The 26,847-nt window shown below is 60.8% G+C and carries 23 protein-coding genes and 1 tRNA gene; 16 read left to right on the top strand and 8 right to left on the bottom strand.

Translation table 11 applies throughout. From position 1 onward, the window contains the following. Positions 1-30: 30 nt before the first annotated feature. The 3 genes from cobJ to KR49_RS09890 all read left to right on the top strand — a co-directional run bounded on the left by cobJ (position 31) and on the right by KR49_RS09890 (position 4,864). The gene (cobJ, locus tag KR49_RS09905) at positions 31-1,752 is read left to right on the top strand and encodes a precorrin-3B C(17)-methyltransferase (protein ID WP_043694805.1); all 1,722 of its coding nucleotides are present in this window, start codon (positions 31-33) and stop codon (positions 1,750-1,752) included. A 624-nt stretch (positions 1,753-2,376) separates the two neighbouring features. Beyond that, positions 2,377-2,850 carry a helix-turn-helix domain-containing protein gene (locus KR49_RS09895; protein ID WP_253912747.1) on the top strand — a complete coding sequence of 158 codons (474 nt, stop codon included), beginning with the start codon at positions 2,377-2,379 and terminating at the stop codon, positions 2,848-2,850. A 424-nt stretch (positions 2,851-3,274) separates the two neighbouring features. Further along, positions 3,275-4,864 carry an iron uptake porin gene (locus KR49_RS09890; protein ID WP_043694799.1) on the top strand — a complete coding sequence of 530 codons (1,590 nt, stop codon included), beginning with the start codon at positions 3,275-3,277 and terminating at the stop codon, positions 4,862-4,864. Positions 4,865-4,979: 115 nt separating this feature from the next. On the opposite strand, the gene KR49_RS09885 is transcribed toward KR49_RS09890, so the two are convergent. Next, complete coding sequence (locus KR49_RS09885; protein WP_371257628.1) at positions 4,980-5,291, bottom strand: hypothetical protein; 312 nt, start codon at positions 5,289-5,291, stop codon at positions 4,980-4,982. Positions 5,292-5,305: 14 nt separating this feature from the next. Beyond that, entirely contained in the window at positions 5,306-5,971 is a 666-nt protein-coding gene (locus KR49_RS13375) for a Fe2+-dependent dioxygenase (protein WP_043694797.1), read from the bottom strand. 124 nt (positions 5,972-6,095) lie between these two features. On the opposite strand from KR49_RS13375, the gene KR49_RS09875 reads away from it, so the two are divergent. Both KR49_RS09875 and KR49_RS09870 read left to right on the top strand, forming a co-directional pair. Continuing rightward, the gene (locus KR49_RS09875) at positions 6,096-7,109 is read left to right on the top strand and encodes an extracellular solute-binding protein (RefSeq protein ID WP_043694794.1); all 1,014 of its coding nucleotides are present in this window, start codon (positions 6,096-6,098) and stop codon (positions 7,107-7,109) included. 162 nt (positions 7,110-7,271) lie between these two features. Next, a complete protein-coding gene (locus tag KR49_RS09870) occupies positions 7,272-7,856 on the top strand; it encodes a ferritin (protein WP_043694791.1) in 585 nt (194 codons plus the stop codon). A gap of 292 nt (positions 7,857-8,148) precedes the next feature. Here KR49_RS09870 and KR49_RS09865 read toward each other — a convergent pair whose 3' ends face one another. After that, positions 8,149-8,697 (bottom strand): helix-turn-helix domain-containing protein, encoded by a 549-nt coding sequence (locus tag KR49_RS09865; RefSeq protein ID WP_043694788.1) that lies wholly within the window; start codon positions 8,695-8,697, stop codon positions 8,149-8,151. Positions 8,698-9,096: 399 nt separating this feature from the next. Here KR49_RS09865 and KR49_RS09860 point away from each other — a divergent pair, with 399 nt between their 5' ends. After that, positions 9,097-10,506 (top strand): iron uptake porin, encoded by a 1,410-nt coding sequence (locus KR49_RS09860; RefSeq protein WP_043694785.1) that lies wholly within the window; start codon positions 9,097-9,099, stop codon positions 10,504-10,506. 660 nt (positions 10,507-11,166) lie between these two features. Here KR49_RS09860 and KR49_RS09855 read toward each other — a convergent pair. Together KR49_RS09855 and KR49_RS09850 are read right to left on the bottom strand one after the other, a co-directional pair. Then, entirely contained in the window at positions 11,167-11,361 is a 195-nt protein-coding gene (locus KR49_RS09855; RefSeq protein ID WP_253912745.1) for a hypothetical protein, read from the bottom strand. Positions 11,362-11,405: 44 nt separating this feature from the next. Continuing rightward, positions 11,406-11,479, bottom strand: a tRNA-Pro gene (locus tag KR49_RS09850). Between the two features lie 83 nt (positions 11,480-11,562). Between KR49_RS09850 and lipA the strand changes: the two genes are divergently transcribed. Next, positions 11,563-12,432, top strand: a complete 870-nt coding sequence (gene lipA, locus KR49_RS09845) for a lipoyl synthase (RefSeq protein WP_043694782.1) — start codon at positions 11,563-11,565, stop codon at positions 12,430-12,432. Here lipA and KR49_RS09840 read toward each other — a convergent pair. After that, positions 12,410-12,718 (bottom strand): YciI family protein, encoded by a 309-nt coding sequence (locus tag KR49_RS09840; protein WP_043694779.1) that lies wholly within the window; start codon positions 12,716-12,718, stop codon positions 12,410-12,412. The genes lipA and KR49_RS09840 overlap by 23 nt on opposite strands. Before the next feature lie 17 nt (positions 12,719-12,735). Beyond that, positions 12,736-17,340, bottom strand: coding sequence for a glutamate synthase large subunit (gltB, locus tag KR49_RS09835; protein WP_043694776.1), 4,605 nt, complete (start codon positions 17,338-17,340; stop codon positions 12,736-12,738). 103 nt (positions 17,341-17,443) lie between these two features. Between gltB and KR49_RS09830 the strand changes: the two genes are divergently transcribed. From KR49_RS09830 to KR49_RS09790, 9 genes are all read left to right on the top strand, one after another. After that, a complete protein-coding gene (locus KR49_RS09830) occupies positions 17,444-19,129 on the top strand; it encodes a phosphodiester glycosidase family protein (protein ID WP_043694771.1) in 1,686 nt (561 codons plus the stop codon). Between the two features lie 35 nt (positions 19,130-19,164). Then, the gene (locus KR49_RS09825) at positions 19,165-19,497 is read left to right on the top strand and encodes an AIR synthase (RefSeq protein WP_043694769.1); all 333 of its coding nucleotides are present in this window, start codon (positions 19,165-19,167) and stop codon (positions 19,495-19,497) included. Positions 19,498-19,570: 73 nt separating this feature from the next. Beyond that, positions 19,571-19,945, top strand: coding sequence for a 30S ribosomal protein S12 (rpsL, locus tag KR49_RS09820; protein ID WP_043694764.1), 375 nt, complete (start codon positions 19,571-19,573; stop codon positions 19,943-19,945). 54 nt (positions 19,946-19,999) lie between these two features. Further along, the gene (gene rpsG / locus KR49_RS09815; RefSeq protein WP_043694760.1) at positions 20,000-20,470 is read left to right on the top strand and encodes a 30S ribosomal protein S7; all 471 of its coding nucleotides are present in this window, start codon (positions 20,000-20,002) and stop codon (positions 20,468-20,470) included. A gap of 91 nt (positions 20,471-20,561) precedes the next feature. Continuing rightward, on the top strand, positions 20,562-22,637 hold the full coding sequence (gene fusA, locus KR49_RS09810) for an elongation factor G (protein WP_043694757.1): 2,076 nt from the start codon (positions 20,562-20,564) through the stop codon (positions 22,635-22,637). A 43-nt stretch (positions 22,638-22,680) separates the two neighbouring features. After that, a complete protein-coding gene (tuf, locus tag KR49_RS09805) occupies positions 22,681-23,880 on the top strand; it encodes an elongation factor Tu (protein ID WP_043694753.1) in 1,200 nt (399 codons plus the stop codon). A gap of 146 nt (positions 23,881-24,026) precedes the next feature. After that, positions 24,027-24,347, top strand: coding sequence for a 30S ribosomal protein S10 (gene rpsJ, locus KR49_RS09800; RefSeq protein ID WP_006042265.1), 321 nt, complete (start codon positions 24,027-24,029; stop codon positions 24,345-24,347). Positions 24,348-24,404: 57 nt separating this feature from the next. After that, complete coding sequence (locus KR49_RS09795) at positions 24,405-25,079, top strand: LON peptidase substrate-binding domain-containing protein (RefSeq protein WP_043694748.1); 675 nt, start codon at positions 24,405-24,407, stop codon at positions 25,077-25,079. Beyond that, on the top strand, positions 25,079-26,008 hold the full coding sequence (locus tag KR49_RS09790; RefSeq protein WP_043694745.1) for a methyltransferase domain-containing protein: 930 nt from the start codon (positions 25,079-25,081) through the stop codon (positions 26,006-26,008). Before KR49_RS09795 ends, KR49_RS09790 begins: the two co-directional genes overlap by 1 nt. Here the strand turns inward: KR49_RS09790 and pheA are convergent. Then, entirely contained in the window at positions 25,974-26,840 is an 867-nt protein-coding gene (pheA, locus tag KR49_RS09785) for a prephenate dehydratase (RefSeq protein WP_043694742.1), read from the bottom strand. The two genes, KR49_RS09790 and pheA, sit on opposite strands and share 35 nt — an antisense overlap. Between the last annotated feature and the right edge of the window lie 7 nt (positions 26,841-26,847).

Here is a 26,847-nt window from a genome sequence, read left to right as displayed (position 1 = left end):
GCCATCGGCCTGTCCATTGCAGCGGAACCGATGCTGCAGCGCCTGATGCAGCGCCATCATGCCGATGAGACGCTGCAGGCCGGCAACGGCCTGCAGCCCGTTCTCCAGAAGCACTGGCATCACGACAGTGTTCTTTTGATGGTGGGCGCCGTGGGGGCGATCACCCGACTGATCTCTCCGTACCTACAGGGAAAAGAGAAGGATCCGGCTGTGCTGGTGCTCGATCCGAAGGGTCAGTGGGTGATCCCGCTGCTCGGGGGTCACAGCAGCGGTGCCGAGCAGCTGGCCAGGGAACTCGCCGCCGATCTCGGCGGACAGGCCGTTCTGACAGGAGCCTGTGCCAGCGACCGACGGCTGGCACTCGACAGCTTCGGCGAAGGCTGGGGATGGCGACGGGGCGGAAGTCCGGACGCCTGGCGAACCCTGATGCAGGCACATGCCCGCGGTCACGCTGTGCGTGTCCACCAGAGCCATGGTGCGACCGACTGGCAGCGGATCTCAGCGGGACAGGACCTGGTGGAAGGAAGCCCCGATTCAGCAGAGCTCAGCATCGGAGCGGAGCTGCAAGCCCCTTGCCGCTGGCATCCGGCCAGCCTCTGGCTGGGGGTGGGCTGCGAGCGCAACACCAGTCTGACCCTGGTGGAACGCGCCATCGATCAGGCCCTCGCGGAAGCCGGACTGGCCGTCGAGGCCGTCGCCGGTCTGGCCAGCGCTGATCGCAAGGCTGATGAAGCCGCCTTGTTGCAGGTGCGTGACAGCAGGGATTGGCCCTTTCGCACGTACAGCGCCGAAAGGCTGGATGCCATCGACGTGCCGACGCCTTCTGAGGTGGTGCGATCCGAGCTGGGCACAGCCTCCGTGGCGGAGGCCGCTGCCCTGCTCGCCGCTGGAGACGACGCCCGTCTGAGGCTGAAGAAACGGATCAGCAAGGCGCAAGCGAACGAGCATGGAGCGGTGACCGTGGCCATTGCGGAAGCAGCCGTGCCTTTCGCCCCGCAACGGGGGGAACTGCACCTGATCGGCAGCGGCCCTGGAGATCCCGCGTTGCTGAGCGGGGATGCCCGGAGGGCCCTGGCCCGCTGCTGCGTCTGGGTGGGCTACGGCCTCTACCTCGACCTGCTGGAACCGCTGCGACGCAGCGACCAGGTGCGCTGTGACGGTCAGCTCACCCGTGAGTGGGATCGCTGCGAGCAGGCTCTGGGCCTGGCGCGGCAGGGAGCGAAGGTGGCCCTCATCTCATCGGGTGACAGCGGTATTTACGGCATGGCCGGCCTGGCCCTTGAGCTCTGGCTGCAGCAACCCGCTGACGCCAGACCTTCCTTTGAGGTGCATCCCGGCATCTCGGCACTGCAGTTGGCTGCCGCCAAAGCAGGAGCTCCGTTGATGCACGACTTCTGCACCATCAGCCTCAGTGATCGACTGACGCCATGGCCGGTGATCGAGCAGAGGCTGCAGTCAGCTGCCGCCGGCGATTTTGTTGTGGCGCTGTACAACCCCCGTTCCAGGGATCGCAACTGGCAGCTGGAACGGGCCAGAACGCTTCTTCGCGAGCAACGCGCAGGCACGACCCCGGTGGTGCTGGCTCGTCAACTCGGCCGTGCGGAGGAGGTGGTGGAACTCACCAGCCTGGAGGCCCTTGAAATCGAGAGCGTGGACATGCTCACGTTGGTTCTGATCGGCAACAGCAGCAGCCGGGTCAGCGACGGCCGCATGGTGACACCGCGCGGCTATCCGGGAGCCAGTCTGAGCTGAATCAACCAGACCTCCGACACGTAGAAATCATCACAATCAGATGTAAAGACTGAAAAAGAGTCGCCGCTTATTGAGAGCAGCCTGAGAGGCGACGATCCCCATTAACAATGGCCGAATCCGGAGACAGAGTCCATCTGGAACGAATGCTCAATCTCACCGGAGTCAGAGATTGGTGCATGGACCGAATCTCCATTCATTCGCTGTCTGGCTCCCATGACGACGCCAGAGCCTTGACAGAGGAACACATGGAGATGCTCAGACAGATTGACTCGAGATCAACTCTGTGGATGCACATCGAGAAGACGACTTAATTGCACCCTCCTGGCCACAAGATTGCCAACGCACTCCCGCGTAAGCCGACATCGCAATCAACAGAATCACAGGAATGGCGCAGCGTGTTATGACCATTGACACAAAAGCCAAACCTTTGACTTAAATGGCACACCTCATAACTACATACCCTCAGATCGGCCGCACAATATATGAATCAATTGCAGGTATCAAATGTAAAGAGGCCAGCACTCAATGAGCACTCCAAGCCCTGCTGGGCCATCGGAGGCTCAATCACTGCATCTGCGGAACTCACAGCAACTCGTCCTGACACCTCCCCATGGGAATCGTTGGGTGTCGATCCAAGTCATCGACGGATTCATCCGCCTGAGTGCACACCATGGAGATCAAATCCCTGAGACAACTCTTGCCTTGATGTCGCCGATGGAGGGAGGCGGATTCCTGCATCCGAAGACTTGCAACCTCCAATTAGAAGCCTTGTCAGAGACAACATTGACCATTCAGTACGGGCAAGAGTTAATCAGTCAACAAGATGACTTCCTGACAGAATGGCTCATGGCACTGCACGTCGTACGTCATCCCGTCAAAGCAGAAGAACGACTCTTCAATCTCCTGAAGCTTCTGGTCTACAGACTCGGAAGGAGGACAAGAGAGGGCTGCACACTCAGTTTTTTACTGTCTCATTCAAGGCTTGCCGAAATCATTGGCACAACGCGTTCGACGGTAAGCCGCTCCATGGGAAAACTCAGGGAAAACGGATTCATCTCGATCGAAGAGTCGAAAGGATTACTCACCATCAAAGACTGAACTGACAACCCGATTCCAACCCAACAAGCACATCACTCGCGACCGCAACGGCATGATCCACCTTTCCACTTCGAACATTTTGATTTTTTACAACCCTTTTTCTTAAGGGATAAAAATACCGACAGGTTGCGAAGACCAGATTTCAAAGCCTCAGCTCCGTAGTCCTTTGTTTTTGAACTTTATCACCACGATGAGCCAGGCGTCCAAAGACTTCGGGCCATGTCAAGCCGTGAACTTTTAATGATGCTTGAACGTAGGATCAGGCAACATTCGAAGGCAATCCCCAAAGGCCAAATACTCATCAAATATCACGCCAGCAAGCGACATATGTTACACGCAAGCACTTCTTTTCTTGCATCCTCAAAGAGACCCTTTAAACAGAATTAGGCAGCCCATTCTGGGCATTTTCTGTGTGAGGAATTCCATGAAGCTTTTCCAGCAACTGCTGGTGGCTCCTGCTGCTCTGGGCCTTTTGGCTCCTGTGGCACATGCTACTGACTTGAACATCGCCGGCGTCTCGGACTATGCCGTCGAAGAGCAGGTCACCAGCGTCACCCAGTTTTCTGACGTCTACCCGACCGATTGGGCCTACCAGGCTCTGAGCAACCTGGTTGAGCAGTACGGCTGCGTCGCCGGCTACCCCAACGGCACCTTCCGTGGCAACCGTGCCATGACCCGCTACGAGGCTGCAGCGCTTCTGAACGCTTGCCTCGATCGCATCACTGAAATCACCGACGAGCTTCGTCGCCTGATCAAGGAGTTCGAGACCGAACTCGCCATCCTGCGCGGACGTGTCGACGGCCTTGAAGCCCGCGTCGGCGAACTGGAAGCCACCCAGTTCTCCACCACCACCAAGCTGCAAGGCAAGGCCAACTTTTTCGTCGGTGGCGTCACGTATGACGATCGCGATGAGTGCAACGACGAAGACACGACAGGTAAAAATGCCGGCGGCTGCAACAGCGATGCCTTCAATTTCTCTTACAGGCTCACTCTCAACCTGAATACGTCTTTCACTGGCAAAGACCGTCTGTACACCCGTTTACGCGCGGGCAACATGACAAACGTCTGGACAGAGACCGATTCCTATCTGGCTGACGCCAAAAGTGGTGACAACACCCTTAAGGTTGACAAACTCTGGTACTCCTTTCCAATTGGTTCTGAATTCAAGGCAACAGTGGGTGCCCTGGTTGAGAACTACTACATGATTGAGACTCCCACCCGATACAAGCCTGTTCTGAAGGCTTTCAAACTCGGTGGTTACGGAGCCGTTCTCGGTGCCAGCACAGGCCAGGGTTTTGGTCTCCAGTGGCGTCAAAATGTTGATCGGGGTGAGGCAGCTCTGAACATTGCCACCAACTACGTTGCTGACGGTGGTGACGGTGCAAAGAGTGATCCCAAAGAGGGCATGTTCGGTGAAAATACCGACGCCTACTGGCTGAGCCAAATTGGCTACGGCAACCGTAAGTGGCATGTTTCAGCGCTGTATGCCCTGAAGAATGCAGGTCAGCACTGCGCTGGAATCGATGATGACGGCGACTGCGACGACATCAAGACTGGTGCGAAGGCCGCCATGGGGTATTCCACTCCCCATGCGAAAAATCTTGGCCACCCAATGCATGCCATCGGTCTTCGTGGCTACTGGCAGCCTGAGGACTCTGGTTTCATCCCTACCATCAGTGCTGGTATCGACTTCGGCTTCGCTGAGGGTCAATACGATGGCAACGCTGAGGCCGTTAAAGGCTGGATGGTTGGCTTGAATTGGAATGACGCCTTCATGGATGGCAACAAGCTGGGGATCGGATTCGGATCCTATTCCAGCTATGCCACCGAAATCCAGGATGAAGGTTCAGGCAGTGAGCCTAGCTTCGCGATCGAAGGTTATTACGACTTCAAAGTCACCGATAACATTTCGATCAAACCAGCTGTGTTCTGGGTCGACAATGCATACGGCAAAGAGACTGCTGATGGATCCAATAAGTTTGGCGGTCTGGTTGAGACCACCTTTAAGTTCTAATTGACTCCATCAAACAAAATAGGGGGGAGAAAACATTCTGCCTCCCCCTATTTTGTTATCTCATAAAAAGCGGAGGCAACTCGTTGCCTCCGCTTTTTATTGATTCAAGTTTGAATCACCAACAATTCTCGCCTTCACCGATCGGTACACAGACATCCTCCTGCTCAGCTTGTTTCAACAAGGCAGCCGCGTCCGCATCCGGCTTGCTTTTTTCATCCACAGCCTGATCGGTGGACCACTCTTTTAAGCCACCTGCGGCTTGAGCATGCACTGCTTCGTGAACACCTGCAGAGACAAGAAGTGTTGTGGCTGCAAGGAACATTGAGACCGGAGAAACCTTAGCCATGAACTCGAAGAGCTTATCAATACCATTATCGAAAAGACAGGCGAAGTCAAGAACCGCATTGACTACATAGCCTTGTAACAAAAGCTACTTGATGCTTAGTTGGCCAACCTCCGAACTGCGTTGGCATAGGCTTGATAAATCAAATCAAGCTCGTCTGAACGACCATGACGAGCAAGCAATCCTCTTGCGCCACATTCAAGATTAAAAAGCAATGCACGATCTTCACTTGATTTCACATGACTCTCAATCCAACCCACACAAACAATGCGTCTTCCCCGATTGACGCCATCCACAGCATGCAGGCTGGAACTGGGATAAAGAATCACCTGTCCTGGAAGGAGGCGATGCTCACTCGAATCTTGTAAGCCTTGGATGCGAAGAGCCCCACCCTCATATTGGGAGGGGTCACTCAGGAAGAGCGTGAAGGAAAGATCGCGCCGGCCTTCCTTTGTGAAAGGATTATCTACATGCAAGCCATATCCATCACCTGGATCACAACGAGAAAACATCACACCATGAACCTTTTTAATCAAGGCATAAGTCTTGATCAATGGATTGGCACATAGCGCATCTTTAACACACTGAACCGCCTTCATTGCTGTCGGACAGACCGGGGAAAGCTGGCGATTGCGTTTTACCTCAGCGGCCTGACTGCCAGCCGTCAAACGGCCATCCAGCCAAAACTGCTCGTCATCCTCAAGAGACAATCGCAGCGAAGACGCTTCCTCAACACCAAAAAGCGAAGTGATGAGAGAATCCATGCCTGGGGAAGGAGAAAAGCAATCGTAAGACCAAAGCGTCACGCATCATTTGACACACCATGCATTGTCAAAATGCACAAACCTTGTGAGCGACCAGGCTAAGGTGAGAAATAATCATTGTTCTATGAAGAAAGCAGCAATAATATGCGGCCTTGGGCTCATTATTGGCCAACTGGTTTCAGCGTCACCAGCCGAAGCCAGAGAAGTTCGTATTTATTCAGGAAGGCATTACAATACGGATAGAAAAGCTTTCAAAGCCTTCAGCAAAGAAACAGGGATCAAAATTCGCTTGATTGAAGCAACTGGCATTTCATTGATTGAAAGATTGAAGCGCGAAGGTAAAAATTCCAAAGCTGATATAATTCTACTAGTAGATGCAGCGAGGATCAATAATGCAGCTCAGGCAGGCCTGTTAATTCCAATTCAATCTAAAAAACTGGATCAGTTTGTACCCAAAGAATATCGAGACCCCAAGGGTCGATGGTTTGGATTGACACGGCGTGTTCGAGCAATCATCGTCAATCCAGCGATTGTCAAAACAAGTTCGATCAAAACATATGCCGACCTTGCAAAGCCTGAGTTCAAGGGGAAGCTGTGCCTGAGAAAAAGAAAAAATGTCTACAATCAATCATTGGTCGCTGATCAAATAATCCTAAAAGGAACAGCCAACGCCTCGAATTGGATCAAAGGCATGGTTGCGAACATCAATCAACCCTTTTACAGCGGCGACTCGTCATTGATCAGGGCAGTCGGGCAAGGTAAATGTGGCATCGGAGTTGTTAATCATTATTATCTTGCAAGAATGCAAGCTGGTCAAAGTGGACACAAGGATCAGTCACTTGCGAGAGCAATCAAGCTCATCATGCCCAACCCAGCTCATGTGAATGTGAGCGCAGCCGGTCTTGCCACCTCCGCAAAAAACAAAACCGAAGCCATCCAACTCATTGAATATTTGGCTTCCCCAAAAGGAAGTGATGCCTTGGCTGGACCAACCTTCGAATATCCCTTGCGCGGCTTCGGAACCTCAGCAGAACTGAAAGCCTTTGGATCTGTCAACCCTGATAATGTGCCAATCAGTAAGCTAGGCAATACGCAAAAAAAAGCCATACAGCTCATGGCTGAGAACGGATGGCAGTAGAAATTCAAGCTTTATTTATTTAAAAACCCAAACACGTGAAGGGCAACTGAGAATGCCAATCATTAACATCTAAGCGGTGAAAATCGCACACCCTGTCGACTGAACAGCGCACGCAGACAGTTTTGTGTGCAAGATAAGTGTCGACTACATTGATGGGGAGTCATGGCGTTCTCAACAGCCGGTCCGGCCAAAACTCAATCTGTTGCAGTTGGACCTACGGGGAGGGCCATGGCCGAGTCCATGGATGCGGATCTTCTGAGTGGACTCCAGCAACACCTGAACATGGAAAGGCAGGCGCATACCGCCTACTTTGCAGCGTCAATCTGGTTCGCCGAAAGAGAATTACGCGGATTCTCTCGCTTTTTCCAAAAGGAATCAGCCAGCGAGCACTCACATGCGGGTCGCGTTGGCGACTATCTCATTGCCCGTGGACAAACAGTCGTGCTTCAGGCTCTTGAGGCACCGAATCAAACTTGGGAGGCTCCTGTGGATCTCATGGCCACATCATTCCTGATGGAATGTGACCTCACAGCTTCACTTCAACAGCTCTACGCGATGGCGGAGAGAGCCACTGACATCCGCACCACAGTTTTTCTTGATCCAATCATTGAGCAACAGCTGCAGTCTGAACACGAGTTTGCTCATCTTCTCGGGCGTGTTCGCTTCGCTGACAGCCAGGCTGCAGCGCTTTTAATTATTGACAATGAGTTATCTCAGGATCAGCATCAGCCCGCGTCTCTTCAATAAAGCGGAGACATCTGAGACTTGGATGAGTGGATCTTGATCCGCCCTAGGAGCTCGTTAAGTAGATTGAGTTGCCAGGAATCAGCGTGTCCATACCGAGCCAGAGCGCAACTGGCCGCATTCAGTTCTTGGCATCGTGCACGAAGAGAGCGGCATTCAGCGCAAAGCCGGCCTTGCAGGATGTGGTCATGGCAACGGGTCAGCGAGCGTTCGCATGCTGTCATTCGCCTCCATATCCATTCAGCCTCCTCACAAAGGCTCAAAAGAATGCTTTCCGACCGGTTCGTTGGGGCCATCAGAATGAGAGCGGTGCGCTTTCAATGAGTTCCGGTGAAAAGCTCATCGAAAGATTCCCACCACTGAAATCGACCAATTCAGACTGTCGCCACTTCGACATCAGGCGAGTTGTCGTCACCCTTGTTGCTCCGATCAATTCACCAAATCGGTCGTGGGTGAGGCGGAATGGCAGCTGGAAGGAATCACTGCACCTCAGACCAAGACGATTGACCAGCAAGGCCAGCAATGCATGTAGCCGTTGTTCGGCCTGACCGAGATGGCGGATGCGTAAGAGCTGCAACGTCCATTCGTTCACCGCATCAATTCCGATCTCGTTCTCACCAACGGCATCCCGGCGACAGCGCAGAGCCGTGAGGGCTTCGACGCAGGCTCCATCACTGCAAAGGCGATCCGTACGAAGCCGATCACCGGACTGCAGGAAGGCCAAGGTCATCCCCTCTGTTTCCTCGCAGGGGCAATAGACCCTGCAAACCCCTTCCATCACCTCAAGAACACTGGCCTGGCCTCGCGCTGTCGGATCGAGAAGCACGGTCTGCAGCCGCGGCATTGCCATCGGAGCTGCCGGGTCATCCGGCAGAAACCTGTACGCAGAAACCATCACAGCTAACGCGACTGAGAATTGATTGCAAGAGTACAGAGATCAAGTCGCGATTGCAAGTCATTCGCAATAAGGCTCGCGACAGGGCAACGTTCCCCCTCGACCTTGCTCAAGCGGAGGCCAGGACTGACAAGTCGGCCCAAAACTTCAGCGCACTGAAGGGGAGCTGCGGTGCAAAAAGCACCACGGCTTGACGCCGATGCACGCCGGATGGGTGCTGTGCGGCATCTGCAGGAGGGCAATACGAACAGCGACCCCGTTGATCACAGATCCAATTGCGAATTCGGTTGAGTAGGGTTGATGCTCACGTCGTCAGGACACCGCTTGCCTCATCTCCGCCGATGCCTGATGGTTCCGCTGACCCTCAGCCTGCTGGCACCGCTGGCGGCCGAAGCCAGCGAGCCACTGAACCGCCTCAACCGATGGATGGATCTGACCCCTGAGGACTGGGCCTATCGGGAGCTGGCGCAGCTGAACCAGCAGCACAGCTGCGTCTCCGGCCAAGCCGATGGCATGGCCCGGAGCCCAGCAGCCATGACACGCAACGAAGCAGCGGCTCTGCTGCAGGCTTGCTTGAACAAGGTGAGCGTGACGACGGATGCCATCAGGCGTCTGATCTGGGAATTCGAAGCGGAACTGGCCATCCTCAAGGGCCGCGCGGACGCCGTGGAGGCCCGTGTCGGGGAACTGGACGCGACGTCTTTCTCCACCACCACCAAGCTGAGCGGTCTGGCGACGTTCGTGCTGGGGGCCAACCGGTTCATGGGGTCCGCCGACGCCCTCGTGAATCAGAACAACCAACGCTTCGGAGCGACCAGCTTCAACAACGATCTGCAGCTCAGCCTGGAGACCAGCTTCACGGGGAAAGACCTGCTGACCACCGTTCTGCGTGCTGGAAACTTCGATGGCGACAGCAATGTGTTCGGTGGGGCGGGACCCAGCAGCCTCGCCACCCTGGAAACGGCGTTTCAGGAAGGCGCCACGCCGAACCTTCTGGCGATCGACAAGATCTTCTACGCCTTCCCCATCGGTGACGCCTTCACCATCACCGCCGGACCCCGGGTGGGGCAGGAAGACATGCTCGCTCTCTGGCCAAGCGTGTACCCCAGTGATGCCATCCTCGATGTGCTGACTCTCAATGGCGCTCCAGGGGCGTACAACAAAACACTGGGCGCCGGGGCAGGCATCAGCTGGAGCCCAGGAGACAACCTGAGCCTGTCGCTCAACTACGTGGCAGCGAACGGCAACAGCAGTTCCCCGCTCGCTGGCGGGATCGCCACAGCCCATGCCGACAGTGCCGCGACGCTGCAGGTCGGCTACGAGCAAGAGGCCTGGCGGCTGGCGGTGACCTACTCAGCCCTGATGGGCGGTGAGGAGCAGCTCGCACCGGGATTCACCCATGCCCTCGGCGTCGGTGGCTCCTGGCAGCCGGAGCAGAGTGGCTGGCTTCCCTCGATCAGCGGCGGCTGGGGCTACAACCGCCGTGACAGCGACAGTCAATCCTGGAGCCTCGGGCTGGAGTGGAGCGATGTGCTGATCGATGGACACAGCATCGGCATGGGGGTGGGACAACCGGTGATCGCCAGCACGATCGATGACGGCCTGGTGTGGGAATGGTGGACCTCCTGGCCGATCAGCGACTCCATCAGCGTCACTCCCGCGCTGTTTCTGCTGACGCGACCGCTGGGGGAGGCAACACCATCGCAGCGCACGGTTCAGCAACTCGGAGCCCTGGTGAAGACCAGTTTCCGGTTCTAAGAACGTCCCCGAGCCTGACCATCACCCCGAGCCAGAGCATCAGATCATTCGCGCGCGTGGAGTGAGACGACCAGGTTCGATCCGGCAGTTTTTTCAATCTTGATTGCTGGCAGTGGGCATCAGCTCGAGCAGGAAAAAGGAACGAATGACGACCACAATTTTCTGACAAAGCAGAAGAATTCAGCCTGTGCAGATGATCTGCACAGGCTGATCCAACGCTATTGGTAGTGACTGAAAACGCTTACGACAGCACATCTTGTGTTGATCGGGGATGACACCGCCATGTCCAACATTCATTCAATGAGCGTCAAAAAGACCGCCTTCGCAAACTGCCACAAACAGAAGCATGCTTTGTAGCACTTGCTGTTTAATGGGATTGCCTGGAGAGGTGTCCAGGTTCAGGGACTGCTCCCTTGGTGTGAAGGCCAGGGGAGTTTTTATTTTTGGCGGAAAATCTGCACTGGAATCACTTGCTCACGCATGTTGCTTTTACAGGTTCCGAGCAAAGCCATCGGATCAACAGTCGTTGGCTGGCATTGCATCGTTGATCAGGGCCTGGATCTGCCCAGCATGCGAATCCAGACGAAGAACAGGGCCCCGACAGGAACGATGATCACCAGCAGCTGGGCGATCACGAAACGCTGCACATCCGGAGCCATGTCAGTTCCGGCTGAGCGCTGCCACCGCACCGGCCGCCGCCAGAGCGATGATTCCGCCCATCCAGAGCCTGTTCTGGCGAGCCAGCAACCACTCAGCAGAGCTCGACCAATGCAATCGACCCGTCGCCACTAAAGCGGTCAGCCCCAGCAACAGAAGCGTCGGAATCAAAAGCGCCAGCAGAGCCTGCACCAGCATCTCCAGTCTTGTTCAGCAACTCAAAACGCCATCGGCGTTGAAAATCGGGATGACAGGATTCGAACCTGCGGCCCCTTCGTCCCGAACGAAGTGCGCTACCAAGCTGCGCTACATCCCGTTGGTTCCATCGTAGAAGACGACCCTCAGCCGGGCAGCAGATCCCTTGCCCCCATTAAGGTCAGAGATTGACCCTGATCAGCCGTGCTCAAGCCCGAGTGGTTGCGCGTCAAAGCCCCGCAGCGGGAAAGGATCGGCGCTGTCGCCGACCTGCTGCTCGACCTCAAGCTGAACACGGTCTGCCAGGAAGCCAGCTGCCCCAACATCGGTGAGTGCTTCGCTGGCGGCACCGCCACCTTTCTGATCATGGGGCCTGGCTGCACCCGAGCCTGCCCCTACTGCGACATCGATTTCGACAAGAGCGTCCGTGAGCTCGACCCCACAGAACCGGAACGGTTGGGGGAGGCGGTGGCCCGCCTTGGCCTCAAACACGTGGTGATCACCTCGGTGAACCGCGACGACCTGGCCGATGGCGGTGCCTCCCAGTTCGTGGCCTGCATCGAGCAGGTGAAGCAGCGCTCACCGCTCACCACGATCGAGCTGCTGATCCCCGATTTCTGCGGCAACTGGGACGCCCTGGCCACCGTGATGGCCGCCGCCCCCCATGTGCTGAACCACAACATCGAAACGGTGCCGCGCATGTACCGGCTGGCTCGCCCCCAGGGCATTTACGAGCGCTCACTGGAGCTGCTGCAACGGGTGCGCCAGGGCTGGCCAAGCGTATACAGCAAATCCGGCCTGATGGTGGGACTCGGTGAAACCGACGAGGAGGTGATCACGGTGCTGCGCGACCTGCGCGCCCACCGGGTGGACATCGTCACCATCGGCCAGTACCTCTCCCCCGGCCCCAAGCACCTGGCGGTGGACCGTTTCGTGACGCCCGAGCAGTTCGACCACTACCGCCACGTCGGCGAAGAGGAGCTGGGCTTCCTGCAGGTGGTGAGCACCCCCCTCACCCGCAGCAGCTATCACGCCGGTGAGGTGCAGCGGCTCATGGCCAGCCATCCCCGCTGACGGGAATCCACTGCTGCAACGTCCAGCTCACCAGGCCGGCCTGGATCATCGGGTCCTGCTGCACCCACGCCAGGGCTTCGGTGTAGGACGCCGCCTCAAAGATCAGCAGCCCGCCGCCACCGGGGCGGCGCTGTTCATCCACCAGAAAGCCGCTGCGGATCCGCCGGCCCTCTGCACCCTGCTGCTCCACCCAGGCCCGGTGGGCCTCCAGGTGCGGCCGCCGCTGGTCCAGGGACAGCTCGGCGGTCTGCGGCGTGAAGGTTTCGTGCTTGATGAACCAGGCCACAGGTCGCCGCGGCCGGATCAGGCCGCCACCGCCTGCTTCTGCGTCAGCCCCATCGCCGCCCGCTCGCTCGGTGGCACCAGCACTTTGAAACGGCCCTTCGCCGCGGCCCAGTCCGCCAGCAGCGCTGAGGCTGTGCTGCTGGCGGTGGCCGCCACATGCGCCTCCAGCAGGCCCTTGAGCATGGTCTCCTGCTCAGCCGTGGTGATGCTGCAGACCTCCACGATCTCAGGGTTCACCCGCGGCACCACCCGATCGCCCTCATCCAGCAGGAAGGTGACGCCGCCGGTCATGCCGGCCCCGACATTGCGGCCGGTGCTGCCCAGCACCACCACCACACCACCGGTCATGTACTCGCAGCAATGGTCGCCGGCACCTTCCACCACAGCGCGGGCACCGCTGTTGCGCACCCCGAAGCGCTCGCCGGCACGGCCGAGGGCGAACAGTTCACCGCCCGTGGCGCCATAGAGGCAGGTGTTGCCGAGGATCACCTGATCGCCGGGATCAGCGCAGCCATCGGACGGCACCAGGCTGATGCTGCCGCTGTTCATGCCCTTGCCCACGTAGTCGTTGGCTTCTCCTTCCAGGCGCACGTTCATGCCCTGCACCAGGAAGGCGCCGAAGCTCTGGCCGGCCGCACCGCGGAAGGTGAGATCCAACGCCCCCTTGAAGCCGCGGTTGCCGTGGCGCTGGGCGATCTCACCGGCCAGGCGGGCACCGACGCTGCGATCGGTGTTGATGATCGCGATCGTGCGGCTCAGGGAGCCGTGGCTCTCCAGCGCAGCCATCAGCTCGGCGTCGGCCAGCAGCTGATCCTCAAGAATCGGGCCATTGCCGTGGGCTTCGGCGCTGTGGCGCAGCCAGGCACGGTCTTCCGCCCCCTGGATCGGTGCCAGCAGGCTGGCAAGATCCACGCCCTTGGTTTTGGCCAGCTGCACCGCACGCGGCTGCAGCAGGTCGCTGCGGCCGATCAAGTCCTCGAGTTTGGCGACGCCGAGCAGGCTGAGCAGCTGACGAACCTCTTCTGCCACATACCAGAAGAAATTCACCACGTGCTCGGGCACGCCGGTGAAGCGCTTGCGCAGGGCTTCCTTCTGGGTGGCCACCCCCACAGGGCAGTTATTGGTGTGGCAGACGCGGGCCATGATGCAGCCCTCGGCGATCATCGCCACCGAACCGAAGCCGTATTCCTCCGCACCGAGCAGAGCGGCGATCACCACGTCCCAACCGGTCTTGAGGCCGCCATCGGCGCGCAGCAGCACCCGATCCCGCAGACCGTTCTCCAGCAGGCTGCGATGCACCTCGGTGAGCCCCAGTTCCCAGGGGCTGCCGGCGTGTTTGATCGAACTCAGCGGTGAGGCACCGGTGCCGCCGTCATGGCCGGAGATCTGAATCACATCGGCATTGGCCTTGGCCACACCTGCGGCGATGGTGCCGATGCCGATCTCGGCCACCAGCTTCACGCTCACCGGCGCCTTGGGATGCACCTGGTGCAGGTCATGGATCAGCTGCGCCAGATCCTCGATTGAATAGATGTCGTGATGCGGCGGCGGCGAGATCAGCGCCACGCCGGGTTTGCTGTTGCGCAGCCAGGCGATGTACTCATCCACCTTCGGGCCGGGCAGCTGTCCGCCCTCTCCGGGTTTGGCCCCCTGGGCCACCTTGATCTCCAGCTGTCTGCCGCTGCGCAGGTATTCGGCCGTGACGCCGAAGCGGCCGGAGGCCACCTGCTTGATCGCCGAGCAGGCGGTGTCGCCATTGCGCAGGCCGCCGATGCTCGGGAAGGCGGCTGAGCGCCCCTCGCCATCCACATCGTTGAGCACCTGGAAGCGGGCCGGATCCTCGCCACCTTCACCGCTGTTGCTCTTGCCACCGATGCGGTTCATCGCCACCGCCAGCACTTCGTGAGCCTCGCGCGACAGGGCCCCAAGACTCATGCCGCCGGTGCAGAAGCGGCTGCAGAGGCTTTCGGCACTTTCCACCTGGTCGAGGGGAAGCGGCGACGGCGCCAGCTTGAACTCCAGCAGATCCCGCAGAGCCGTGACCGGCCGGTTCTCCAGCAGGGTCTTGTAGGTGGAGAAATGGTCGTAACCCGGCCCGGTCTTCACCGCCGCATGCAGGGCCTTGGCCATGTCCGGACTGTTGAGGTGGTACTCACCGCCGGTGCGGTACTGCACGAAGCCCATGAACTCCAGCTTGCTGCGGTTCAGCTCCGGGAAGGCCTTGGCATGCAGCGACAGCGTCTCGTTGGCCAGTTCGGACAGGGTCATGCCAGCCACACGGCTGGTGGTACCGGTGAAGGCGGTGGCGATCACATCGGCGCCGAGGCCGATCGCCTCGAAGATCTGAGCGCCGTGATAACTGGCCAGCAACGAGATGCCGATCTTCGAAAGGATCTTGCGCAGGCCGTTCTCCAGCGACACCCGCACATTCGCCTGCACCTTGTCGGCATCCAGAGCCGGCAGCTTGCCCTGCTCGATCCGCTTCTGCGTTTTGGGATGAGCCAACCAGTGACGGGTGGTCTCCCAGGTGAGCCAGGGGCAGACAGCGCTGGCGCCGTAACCGATCAGGCAGGCCATGTGATGGGTGCTCCAGCACTGGGCGGTGTCCACCACCAGCGAGCAATGCAGCCGCAGCTTCTGACGCAGCAGATGGTGATGCACCGCACCCACCGCCAACAGCGCCGGCATCGCCACAACGGTGGCCGTCAGCGGAGCCGGAGCACCGGCACGGTCGACCCGGTCGGACAGCACCAGCACCTGAGCGCCGCCGCGCACTGCCTCCTCCGCTGCCTGGCAGAGCGCATCCAGGGCTGAGCTGAGGCCACCGGCACAGGCCTCAACAGCCACCTGAGTGGAGAGGGTCGTCACCGGCAGACCCTGCTGGCTGATCGCCGCCAGCTCGGCTTCATTCAGCACCGGAGTGTCCAGGTGAATCACCGCGGCGGCCTCCGCCTGGGGCTTCAGCGCCGGGCGACGTTCACCCAGATGCATCTCCAGGCTCATCACCAGCTTTTCCCGCAGGGGATCGATCGGTGGGTTGGTGACCTGGGCGAAGCGCTGTTTGAAGTAGTCGTACAGCAGGTGCGGCTTCTCGGAGAGCACCGCCAGTGGGATGTCATCCCCCATGCAGTACGTGGGCTCCTTGCCCAGACCGGCCATGTCCTCGATCACCAGATCGAAGTCTTCGGCGGTGAAACCCATGGCGGTCTGCAGCCGCAGCAGATCCAGCTCGCCGATCTGGCGCTCCTGCGTCCAGGGCTGGGCCGCAACGCTGCGACGGTGCTGCTGCAGCCAGTCCTCGTAAGGGAAGCGCCCGGCGGCGTCCTCCTTCACGGTCCAGTTGTCCAGCAGCTGCCCGGCCTCCAGATCCACCGCCACCATCTGGCCCGGACCGAGGCGCCCCTTCTGGACCACGGTCTTGCCGCTGAGATCCACAACGCCGGTTTCCGATCCCATGATCACGAACCCATCCGCGGTGGTGCACCAACGGGCCGGTCGCAGTCCATTGCGATCCAAGGTGGCGCCCACCCGCTTGCCGTCGGCGAACACCAGCAGGGCGGGGCCGTCCCAGGGCTCCTGGATGCCGGCATTGAATTCGTACATCGCCGTCACCTGCGGACGGCTGTCGAGATCGGGCTGGTTGCGGAAGGCCTCCGGCACCAGCGTGATCAGGCTGTCGGTGATCGAGCGGCCGCTGCGCACCATCAGCTCAAGCGTGGCGTCGAGATTGGCCGAGTCGCTGAAGCCCGGGTTGACCACCGGATTGAGGTCAGCCGCTGCATCTCCCCAGACCTCCGAAAGGCTGGCTTCTGAGGCCTTCGCCCAGTTGAGGTTGCCCAACAGGGTGTTGATCTCACCGTTGTGGCCCAGCAACCGCATCGGTTGAGCGAGGGGCCAGCGGGGCAGGGTGTTGGTGCTGAAGCGGCGGTGATACACCGCGAAGCTCACTTCAAAGCGGGGGTCCCGCAGATCGGCGTAGTACTGCGCCAGCACCTCGGAGCGCACCATGCCCTTGTACACAACGGTGCGGCTGCTCAAGGAGGCCACGTAGACATCCAGCGAGCCCTCGAAGCCCCAGGCCTCTCGGGCGCGGGCACCGATCCGGCGGCGCAGACGCAGCAGCAGCGCTTCAAAGGCATCGCCCTCGGCATCACCGGCCAGCAGCCATTGCTCGATCACGGGTGCGGTCTGCCGCGCCATCGGTCCCAGCACAGCGGGATCCACCGGCACCACCCGCCAACCGGCGGAGCTCAGCCCCAGAGCCGCAGCTTCGTCCTCGCAGAACTGATGCGCCAGGTCCCGCTTGCCGGGGTCCTGAGGCATGAACAGCATTCCAAGACCTTTCGCCGATGCCGCATCAGGCCAGACCGCCCTCAGATAGGTCCATGGGATTTCGCAGAGCACCCCAGCGCCATCGCCGGAATCCCCGTCACCACCACAGCCGCCACGGTGTTCCATGCAGCCGAGACCCCGCAGAGCCTGCTGCAGAACCCAGTGGCTGGTCTCACCCGACAGCTGCGCCAGGAATCCAACGCCGCAGGCATCCTTCTCTCCCGCGACCGACTCGGGCGCTGGACTGTCCCGATAGGGCCAGAACGCTGCGGGACAGGTGGATTCGGGCATGGGCGGAGATCGGACAAACGCTTGGGTCTGCAGCGATGTCCTCTGCAGAAACCATCTGTTCCAGTGATCCTAGGCAGGCGCCTTTCGCTTCCCACGCGCTTCCATGCTGCCCCTCGCCCAGCTGCCTGAACCTCTGCCGGAGGTGCGTTCTGCTGCCAGCCGCAGCGGCGACCGCATCGTGATCGCCGGCCAGCGCCTGACGGGAGGCTGGCAGTGGCAGGGGCAGCGCGATGACCTGCCCGAAGAACTCTGGCTGCCGCTGGATCTGCTGGAGGGTCAGCTGGGCTTCAGCCGTCTCGAGGACGGAAACCTGGAGTGGTACGGCGAGCAACGCCCTCTGGAGAGCATTCCGCAGCGGCCCCTCGGTGATGAAGTGGCGCTGGAGGTGGCGGACTGGCTGGCGGCGGTGGGGGTCCGGAGCAGCACCCGCGGCCGTCAGCTGCTGCTGGAGCTTCCGGCACCACTGCTGCAGCGCCTCAGACGTGGCAAGGGCAGCAACGCCGGCCGGGTGGTGTTCGACCTCGATGGACCGGTGTTCGTGCAACGGCTCGGCAGCGATCTGCTTCTGGATCTCCGCAGCAACCCTGGCCAGCAACGCCTGCTGCGGACCCTGGGGCTGCAACCGCGCCAGACCGCGAACGGACTGCGCCTGCAGGGCCAGGCAACCCGGCTGAGCACACTCACCCTGGCCGATCCCTGGCGCGTAGTGCTCGACGGCCTCGGGGGGCCGGCAGCCGAGGCCGTGAGGGCTCAGCAACAGACCCCCCTGCCCCTGAGCCATCCCGCTGTTGCGGGCCTGGTGCGCCGCGGGCTGGTGCTGGAGCGCCGCCAGGTGACCGTTGGGGTGAAGCCGCTGGAAGTGCTGCGCGCCGGAGGCGACCTGCCGAACCTCGGACTGAAGCTCAAACCCCTGACGATGGTGGGCAGCCAGCAGGGCCTGCGTTTCCTTCCTCAGCTGGCGCGCCCCGCCGGTGCGGTGATCGGGATCAACGGTGGGTTCTTCAACCGGATCCGCCAGCTCCCGCTCGGTGCCCTGCGGCGTGATGGTGTCTGGCTGTCCGGACCGATCCTCAATCGTGGCGTGATCGCCTGGGACCAGGACAGCGCGCTGCAGTTCGGACGGCTGCGGCTGGACCAGGACCTGGTGGTGAATGGAGGACGCCGCTGGGGTCTCGGCTATCTCAACAGCGGCTACGTGCAGAAGGGCCTCAGCCGCTACACCCGCGCCTGGGGACCGGTGTACCGGGCCCTCAGCGGAGAGGAGCAGGCGCTGCTGGTGCGCGACGGCATCGTCGAGACCGTTTATGCGTCCGCGGCACTGCGTCGGGGGGTTCCCCTGGCGGCACAGACGGATCTGGTGGTCGCCCGCGGTGGTGCTCCGCTGCCGGCTCAACCCGGGGACAGGGTCACGTTGCGGCTGCGGGCGAACAGCATGCTCGGGGAATCCAGCAACGTGCTCGGAGGCGGCCCCTTGCTGCTGCAGGAGGGCCGCGTGGTGCTCAACGGCCGCGGAGAAGGATTCAGTCCGGGGTTTCTCCGCCTGTCGGCGCCCCGCACCGTGGTCGGCAGCGGCGAGGGCGGCACGTGGCTGCTCACCCTGCGCGGGTCCACCGGCAGCGATCCGACCCTGCTGGAGACGACCCTGGCCATGCAGCAGCTGGGGCTGCGGGATGCCCTCAACCTGGATGGCGGCAGTTCGACCACCATGGACGTGGCCGGCCGCAGCCTGATGAACGGACGCGGCAGCTCGCCCCGGATCCACAACGGCCTGGGCCTGGTCCCCGGCTGAGGCCTGTCATTGTGGTGGCCGCATTTCCATCGCCGATGGCTGCCGCCAACCTGCGCCTGACCCCGACGGCAGCAGCGGAACTGGGGCGCCAGGCATCCGTGGCCGGCACTCCCGGCCAGATGCATCTGGATCTCACGCCCGGTGAGTGTGCCGAGCATGTGATCCGCATCCGTCCCGGCCATCTCGCCGGTGTGGCCATCGCCCGTGCCGATGGTGTCACCCTGCATGCTCCGCGCGAGCAGCTGAGCCTGCTGCAGGGCCTGATCCTCGACTACCGGGGCGACCTCAGCGGTGGAGGCTTTCTGATCCGCGGCGGCGACGCCATCCAACTCTGCGCCTGCGGCAGCGCATTCAGTCGTCAGGGATAGAAGGGGCCGGTCAACCGGTATCGTGTTGGATTGTCGAATCAGGTCGGAGCGTCCGACCGCTCGCCGACCCTCGATGCCAACCATCCAACAGCTGATCCGCACGGAGCGCCAGCGCCTCAAGGCCAAGACCAAGTCCCCGGCCCTGAAAGCCTGTCCCGAACGCCGGGGCGTGTGCACCCGGGTGTACACCTCCACGCCGAAGAAACCCAATTCGGCTCTGCGCAAGGTGGCCCGTGTACGGCTCACCTCCGGATTCGAGGTCACCGCTTACATCGGGGGCATCGGCCACAACCTTCAGGAGCACTCCGTTGTGCTGATCCGCGGCGGTCGTGTCAAGGATCTACCCGGTGTGAGATATCACATCATTCGCGGAACCCTGGACACCTCCGGCGTGAAAGACCGTCGTCAGTCACGCTCCAAGTACGGCGCCAAGACTCCGAAGGAGTGATCTCCGATCACCCCATCACCACCTCGTCACACCACACAAACGTCCTGAGCTTTCATGTCCCGCCGCAACGCCGCTGAAAAACGCCCGATCCTTCCGGACCCGCAGTTCAACAGCCGACTGGCCTCGATGATGGTGGCCCGGTTGATGCAGCACGGCAAGAAGTCCACGGCCCAGCGGATCCTCTCGGATGCTTTCGGCCTGATCAACGAGCGCACCGGTGGTGATCCCCTCGAACTGTTCGAGACCGCGGTCAAGAACGCCACGCCGCTGGTCGAGGTGCGGGCCCGCCGGGTGGGTGGTGCCACCTACCAAGTGCCGATGGAAGTCCGTCAGGAACGGGGCACCGCCATGGCCCTGCGCTGGCTGGTGAGCTTCTCCCGCTCCCGCAACGGCCGCAGCATGGCTCAGAAACTCGCCGGCGAACTGATGGACGCCGCCAACGAAGCCGGCAGCGCCGTTCGCAAGCGCGAAGAGACCCACAAGATGGCAGAAGCCAACAAGGCTTTCGCCCACTACCGCTACTGAGGCTGAGCAGCCAGCCCATCAACACACTTGTTCATGGGCTTCCCTGTAGAGTCACCCCGCCTTTTCACGCCTCACCCCCGGAGATTTTCCTGTGGCCCGCGCTTTTCCCCTGGAACGCGTCAGAAATATTGGTATTGCAGCACACATTGACGCTGGTAAGACCACCACGACTGAACGGATCCTGTTTTATTCAGGAGTGGTGCACAAAATCGGCGAAGTGCACGATGGCGCCGCCGTAACCGACTGGATGGCCCAGGAGCGTGAGCGTGGCATCACCATCACGGCAGCAGCCATCTCCACCAGTTGGCAGGACCACCGAATCAACATCATCGACACGCCTGGGCACGTCGACTTCACTATCGAGGTGGAGCGCTCCATGCGCGTTCTCGATGGTGTGATCGCTGTGTTCTGTGCGGTCGGCGGCGTTCAGCCCCAGTCCGAGACGGTCTGGAGGCAAGCGGATCGCTACTCCGTGCCCCGCATGGTGTTCGTCAACAAGATGGATCGCACCGGAGCGGACTTCCTGAAGGTTCACAGTCAGATCAAGGACCGCCTGAAAGCCAATGCTGCACCGATCCAACTGCCGATCGGTGCTGAAGGGGAGCTGAGCGGCATCATCGACCTGGTGGAGAACAAGGCCCACATCTATAAGGACGACCTGGGTCAGGACATCGAAGTCACCGATGTTCCCGACGACATGAAGGATCAGGTCGCCGAGTGGCGCAACATCCTCATGGAAACGGTTGCGGAAACCGATGAGACCCTGATCGAGAAGTTCCTGGAAACCGGCGAACTCAGCAATGAAGAACTGAAGAGTGGCATCCGTCAGGGCGTGCTGAAGCACGGTCTGGTGCCGGTGCTCTGCGGCTCCGCCTTCAAGAACAAGGGTGTTCAGCTGGTTCTCGACGCCGTGGTCGACTACCTGCCCGCGCCCATCGACGTTCCCCCCATCCAGGGTGTGCTGCCCGACGGCAGTGAGGCGGTGCGCCCCTCCGACGACAGCGCGCCCTTCAGTGCTCTGGCCTTCAAGGTCATGGCCGATCCCTACGGCAAGCTCACCTTCGTTCGGATGTATTCCGGCATCCTGTCCAAGGGCAGCTACGTGCTGAACTCCACGAAGGATTCCAAGGAACGCATCTCTCGCCTCGTGGTGCTGAAGGCCGACGACCGCGAGGAAGTTGACGAACTGCGCGCCGGTGACCTCGGCGCCGTGCTCGGCCTGAAGGCGACCACGACCGGCGACACCCTCTGTTCCGTCGAAGACCCGATCGTCCTCGAGACCCTGTTCGTCCCCGAACCGGTGATCTCCGTGGCCGTTGAGCCCAAGACCAAGGGCGACATGGAGAAGCTCTCCAAAGCCCTGGTTGCACTGGCTGAGGAAGACCCGACCTTCCGTGTCAACACGGATCAGGAAACCGGTCAGACCGTGATCGCCGGCATGGGTGAACTCCACCTGGAAATCCTGGTGGACCGCATGCTGCGCGAGTTCAAGGTGGAAGCCAACATCGGCGCTCCGCAGGTGTCCTACCGGGAGACCATCCGCGGTTCAGCCGGTGGCGAAGGCAAGTTCTCCCGCCAGACCGGTGGTAAGGGCCAATACGGCCATGTGGTGATCGAAATGGAGCCCGGAGAGCCGGAATCCGGTTTCGAATTCGTCAACAAGATTGTTGGTGGTGTTGTCCCCAAGGAATACATCAAGCCCTCTGAGATGGGCATGAAGGAGACCTGCGAATCCGGCGTTATCGCCGGTTACCCGCTGATCGACGTGAAAGTCACGATGGTCGACGGCTCCTATCACGACGTCGACTCCTCGGAGATGGCGTTCAAGATCGCCGGCTCCATGGCCTTCAAAGATGCCGTCAAGAAGTGCAATCCTGTACTTCTTGAACCGATGATGAAGGTCGAGGTCGAGGTTCCCGAGGATTTCCTCGGCTCGGTCATCGGCGACCTGTCCTCCCGTCGGGGTCAGGTTGAAGGTCAGGCGATTGACGATGGCACGTCAAAAGTCTCGGCCAAGGTGCCCCTGGCCGAGATGTTCGGCTACGCCACCGAACTCCGATCCATGACCCAGGGTCGGGGTATTTTCTCGATGGAATTCAGCCACTACGAGGATGTTCCTCGCAACGTGGCCGAGGCCATCATCTCCAAGAATCAGGGCAATTCCTGATCTCTAACCCCCCTTAATTCACCCCCTCGATTCTTCACAAAAAATGGCACGCGAGAAGTTTGAAAGGAACAAGCCTCACGTCAACATCGGCACCATTGGCCACGTTGACCACGGCAAAACAACCCTGACCGCTGCGATCACCAACGTGCTCGCCAAGAAAGGCCAGGCTCAGGTTCAGAATTACGCCGACATCGACGGTGCTCCCGAGGAGCGTGAGCGCGGTATCACCATCAACACCGCTCACGTCGAATACGAGACAGATAGCCGTCACTACGCCCACGTGGACTGCCCCGGTCACGCGGACTACGTGAAGAACATGATCACCGGTGCTGCCCAGATGGACGGCGCCATCCTGGTGTGCGCCGCCACCGACGGCCCCATGGCGCAGACCAAGGAGCACATCCTGCTGGCCAAGCAGGTGGGCGTTCCCGCTCTGGTGGTTGCACTGAACAAGTGCGACATGGTCGATGACGAAGAGATCATCGAGCTGGTCGAAATGGAGATCCGCGAGCTTCTCTCCAGCTACGACTTCCCCGGCGACGACATCCCTGTGGTTCAGGTCTCCGGCCTGAAGGCCATCGAGGGCGAGGCTGAGTGGGAAGCCAAGATCGAGGAACTGATGGAGGCTGTTGACTCCAACATTCCCGAGCCCGAGCGCGAGGTTGACAAGCCCTTCCTGATGGCTGTGGAGGATGTGTTCTCCATCACCGGTCGTGGAACCGTGGCGACCGGCCGTATCGAGCGCGGCATCGTCAAGGTCGGCGAAGAAGTCGAGATCGTCGGCATCCGCGATCCCCGCAAAACAACCGTCACCGGTGTGGAGATGTTCCGCAAGCTGCTCGACGAGGGCATGGCTGGCGACAACGTCGGCCTGCTGCTGCGCGGCATCCAGAAGGAAGACATCGAGCGCGGCATGGTGCTGGTGAAGCCTGGCTCCATCACCCCTCACACCAAGTTCGAAGGTCAGGTGTATGTGCTGAAGAAGGAAGAAGGTGGTCGCCACACTCCTTTCTTCGCTGGCTATCGCCCGCAGTTCTACATCCGGACAACGGACGTGACCGGCCAGATCACCGCGTTCACCGCGGAAGACGGCAGCAACGTGGAAATGGTGATGCCCGGTGACAACATCCAGATGACCGGTGAGCTGATCTGCCCCGTCGCCATGGAAACCGGCATGCGCTTCGCCATCCGTGAAGGCGGCCGCACCATCGGTGCTGGCGTGGTGTCCAAGATCATCGAGTGATCGTCATCAACCGATGACTGAGGCGGGGGATCCGCGGATCCCCCATCTTTTAAACTCCAGGAGTGCTAACGGCCATGGCTCCAGCACCTTCAGAACCTCGACAATTCACCCTCTCCTTCCCCTAGGGGACACCGTCTGCGCTTCCTATGTCCACTGCCATCGCTCAGCAGAAGATCCGCATCCGCCTGAAGGCGTTTGACCGCCGCATGCTGGATCTCTCCTGCGACAAAATCATTGAGACGGCCGACAACACCGCTGCGACAGCGATCGGCCCGATTCCTCTTCCCACGAAACGCAAGATCTACTGCGTGCTGCGTTCACCCCACGTGGACAAAGATTCCCGCGAGCACTTCGAGACCCGCACCCACCGTCGCATCATCGACATCTACAGCCCCTCCGCCAAGACGATCGATGCGCTGATGAAGCTTGATCTACCCAGTGGTGTGGACATCGAAGTGAAGCTCTGATCCCGACGGAGACAGACATCACTTCCTACGATTCACACACTGTTCTGGACGACGTTCGTGTCTGATTACGCCGTCAGGGAGCTGCCCCTGTTCCCCCTGCCGGACGTCGTTCTGTTCCCGCAGCAGCTGCTGCCGCTCCACATCTTCGAATCCCGGTACCGCATGCTGCTGCAGTCGGTGCTGGAGTCCGACAAGCGTTTCGGCGTGGTCCGCATCGATCCCGAAACCCGTGAGATGGCAGAGGTCGGCTGCTGCGCCGAAGTGCTCCAGCACCAGACCACCGACGACGGTCGCAGCTACATCGTCACGCTCGGCCAGCAGCGGTTCCGCGTTCTGAACATCACCCGCGAAACCCCGTTCCGCAGCGCAATGGTCACCTGGATGGAAGACGAGCAGGTGGAGGACCACAGCGGCCTCAACGATCTGAGCGACTCGGTCAACCACGCCCTCAACGACGTGATCACCCTCACCGGCAAGCTGCAGGGGCAGGAGGTGACCCTGCCCGACGATCTGCCCGATCTCCCCCGTGAGCTCTCCTTCTGGATCGGTGCCCATCTGGACCCCCATGCGGCCGGAGAACAGCAGGCCCTGCTGGAGCTCACCGACACCCACGAACGCCTCAAGCGTCAGTTTGAAATGCTCGATCACACCCGCCGGCAGCTGGCGGCACGGACCGTTCTGAAAGACACCCTGTCCGACAGCGACAGCGACACCGACAGCACAGACGCCTGATGCTGAGCCAATTTCTGCTGATTGCCGCCGCAGGTGGTGGTGCTGCCCTGCTGCTCTGGCTGCGCCGGGATCGCCGCTACGAATCATCAGACAGTGTCGCAGCGGCCTATGACGCCTGGACCGATGACCGACTGCTGGAACGGCTCTGGGGAGAGCATGTCCATCTGGGTCATTACGGAGATCCTCCGCAATCCAGCGATTTCCGCGCCGCCAAAGAAGCGTTCGTCCATGAGCTGGTGCGCTGGAGCGGCCTGGACCAACTCCCGCCGGGCTCCAAGCTGATCGATGTGGGCTGCGGCATCGGCGGCAGCGCCAGGATCCTGGCCCGTGATTACGGTTTTGACGTTCTTGGCATCAGCATCAGCCCTGCCCAGGTGCGACGGGCCACGGAGCTCACAGCCGAGGGGCTCAGCTGTCGCTTCGCTGTGATGGATGCTCTGGATCTGCAGTGTGCCGACCAGAGTTTCGATGCCGTCTGGAGTGTGGAGGCCGGTCCCCACATGCCGGACAAGCAGCGCTACGCCGATGAACTGCTCCGGGTGCTGCGTCCCGGTGGCACGCTCGCAGTGGCTGACTGGAATCGACGGGACCCCTCCGACGGCGCCATGAACCGCTCTGAACGCTGGGTGATGCGCCAGCTGCTTCACCAGTGGGCCCATCCTGAATTCGCCAGCATCAAGGGGTTCAGCGGCAACCTGGAAGCCAGCTGCCATCGACGCGGTGACGTCGTCACCGGGGACTGGACCGCCGCCACCCTCCCCTCCTGGATCGACTCCATCGCCGAAGGATTGCGCCGACCTGGAGCCGTGCTCGGTCTCGGCCCGGCAGCCGTGCTTCAGGGATTGCGTGAAACCCCCACCCTGCTGCTGATGCGATGGGCCTTCGCCACCGGACTCATGCAGTTCGGGGTGTTCCGTCTGCGTCGTTGATCTGCTCGCTGCTGGGATACGCCCCCAGATTCGCCAGGTGGTCGCAGAGCGGTGTCAGCTCGGCAACAAGGGCCTCCAGCACCACTTGGCTGTCGACGGGAAGCTCCACATCCACGAAGAACACGTATTCACCGAGTTCACGCTTGGACGGTCGGGACTCGATCCGGCTCATGTTCAGGTTCTGACGGGCCAGGCTGGCCAGCGCCTCCAGCAGAGCTCCGGGGGCATTGCGCCGCAGCGAGAAGGCCAGACTGGCCACATCACCGGAGCAGCGGCGCTCCCCCCGTTGCAGGAGCAGGAACCGGGTGCGATTGCCCGCGACGTCGTTGACCGGATGAGCCAGCTCCTTCAGGCCGTGCTCCTCTCCTGCCTTGCGGGAAGCGATCGCGGCCCGGAAACGACTGCCGCAGACCATGCGTGCAGCCTCTGCGGTTGAGGATGTCGGCAGGTGCAACGCCTGGGGCAGCTGGCGGGCCAGCCATCCGGAGCACTGCGCCAGCGCCTGCGGATGCGACAGCACTTCGGTGATGCTGTCCAGAGAACCGCTGCTGAGCAGCGAATGACGGATCGGCAGAACCAGCGCCCGTCGGATGCACAGGTCCCGGTGTGACCAGAGCGCATCGAGGGTGGCGGTGACCCCACCCTCCACCGAGTTCTCCACCGGCACCACCGCAGCATCGCAGCCGCCGGAGGCCAGCTGCTCCACCACCGCCCGCAGACCGACGCAGGGAACAAGCTCAGGCTGCGGCAGCTGTTCCAGGGCGATCAGCGACTGGGCTGCCTGCTCGCCGTAGGTCCCCGTCGGGCCAAGGAATGCGATGCGTGTCGGCATCGGGGCA

The organism is Synechococcus sp. KORDI-49 (assembly GCF_000737575.1).
Taxonomy (GTDB): domain Bacteria; phylum Cyanobacteriota; class Cyanobacteriia; order PCC-6307; family Cyanobiaceae; genus Parasynechococcus.
The sequence above is the reverse complement of the archived record's forward strand: the minus strand, read 5'-3'. Positions and strand labels throughout refer to the sequence as shown.

Coding starts and splice junctions, on each gene's coding strand:
- cobJ (WP_043694805.1), top strand. CDS start 31: ATGCTGCAGCGCCTGATGCAGCGCCATCATGCCGATGAGACGCTGCAG.
- KR49_RS09890 (WP_043694799.1), top strand. CDS start 3,275: ATGAAGCTTTTCCAGCAACTGCTGGTGGCTCCTGCTGCTCTGGGCCTT.
- KR49_RS13375 (WP_043694797.1), bottom strand. CDS start 5,971: ATGGATTCTCTCATCACTTCGCTTTTTGGTGTTGAGGAAGCGTCTTCG.
- KR49_RS09875 (WP_043694794.1), top strand. CDS start 6,096: ATGAAGAAAGCAGCAATAATATGCGGCCTTGGGCTCATTATTGGCCAA.
- KR49_RS09870 (WP_043694791.1), top strand. CDS start 7,272: ATGGCGTTCTCAACAGCCGGTCCGGCCAAAACTCAATCTGTTGCAGTT.
- KR49_RS09865 (WP_043694788.1), bottom strand. CDS start 8,697: ATGCCGCGGCTGCAGACCGTGCTTCTCGATCCGACAGCGCGAGGCCAG.
- KR49_RS09860 (WP_043694785.1), top strand. CDS start 9,097: ATGGTTCCGCTGACCCTCAGCCTGCTGGCACCGCTGGCGGCCGAAGCC.
- KR49_RS09855 (WP_253912745.1), bottom strand. CDS start 11,361: ATGCTGGTGCAGGCTCTGCTGGCGCTTTTGATTCCGACGCTTCTGTTG.
- gltB (WP_043694776.1), bottom strand. CDS start 17,340: ATGCCCGAATCCACCTGTCCCGCAGCGTTCTGGCCCTATCGGGACAGT.
- KR49_RS09830 (WP_043694771.1), top strand. CDS start 17,444: ATGCTGCCCCTCGCCCAGCTGCCTGAACCTCTGCCGGAGGTGCGTTCT.
- KR49_RS09825 (WP_043694769.1), top strand. CDS start 19,165: ATGGCTGCCGCCAACCTGCGCCTGACCCCGACGGCAGCAGCGGAACTG.
- rpsL (WP_043694764.1), top strand. CDS start 19,571: ATGCCAACCATCCAACAGCTGATCCGCACGGAGCGCCAGCGCCTCAAG.
- rpsG (WP_043694760.1), top strand. CDS start 20,000: ATGTCCCGCCGCAACGCCGCTGAAAAACGCCCGATCCTTCCGGACCCG.
- tuf (WP_043694753.1), top strand. CDS start 22,681: ATGGCACGCGAGAAGTTTGAAAGGAACAAGCCTCACGTCAACATCGGC.
- rpsJ (WP_006042265.1), top strand. CDS start 24,027: ATGTCCACTGCCATCGCTCAGCAGAAGATCCGCATCCGCCTGAAGGCG.
- KR49_RS09790 (WP_043694745.1), top strand. CDS start 25,079: ATGCTGAGCCAATTTCTGCTGATTGCCGCCGCAGGTGGTGGTGCTGCC.
- pheA (WP_043694742.1), bottom strand. CDS start 26,840: ATGCCGACACGCATCGCATTCCTTGGCCCGACGGGGACCTACGGCGAG.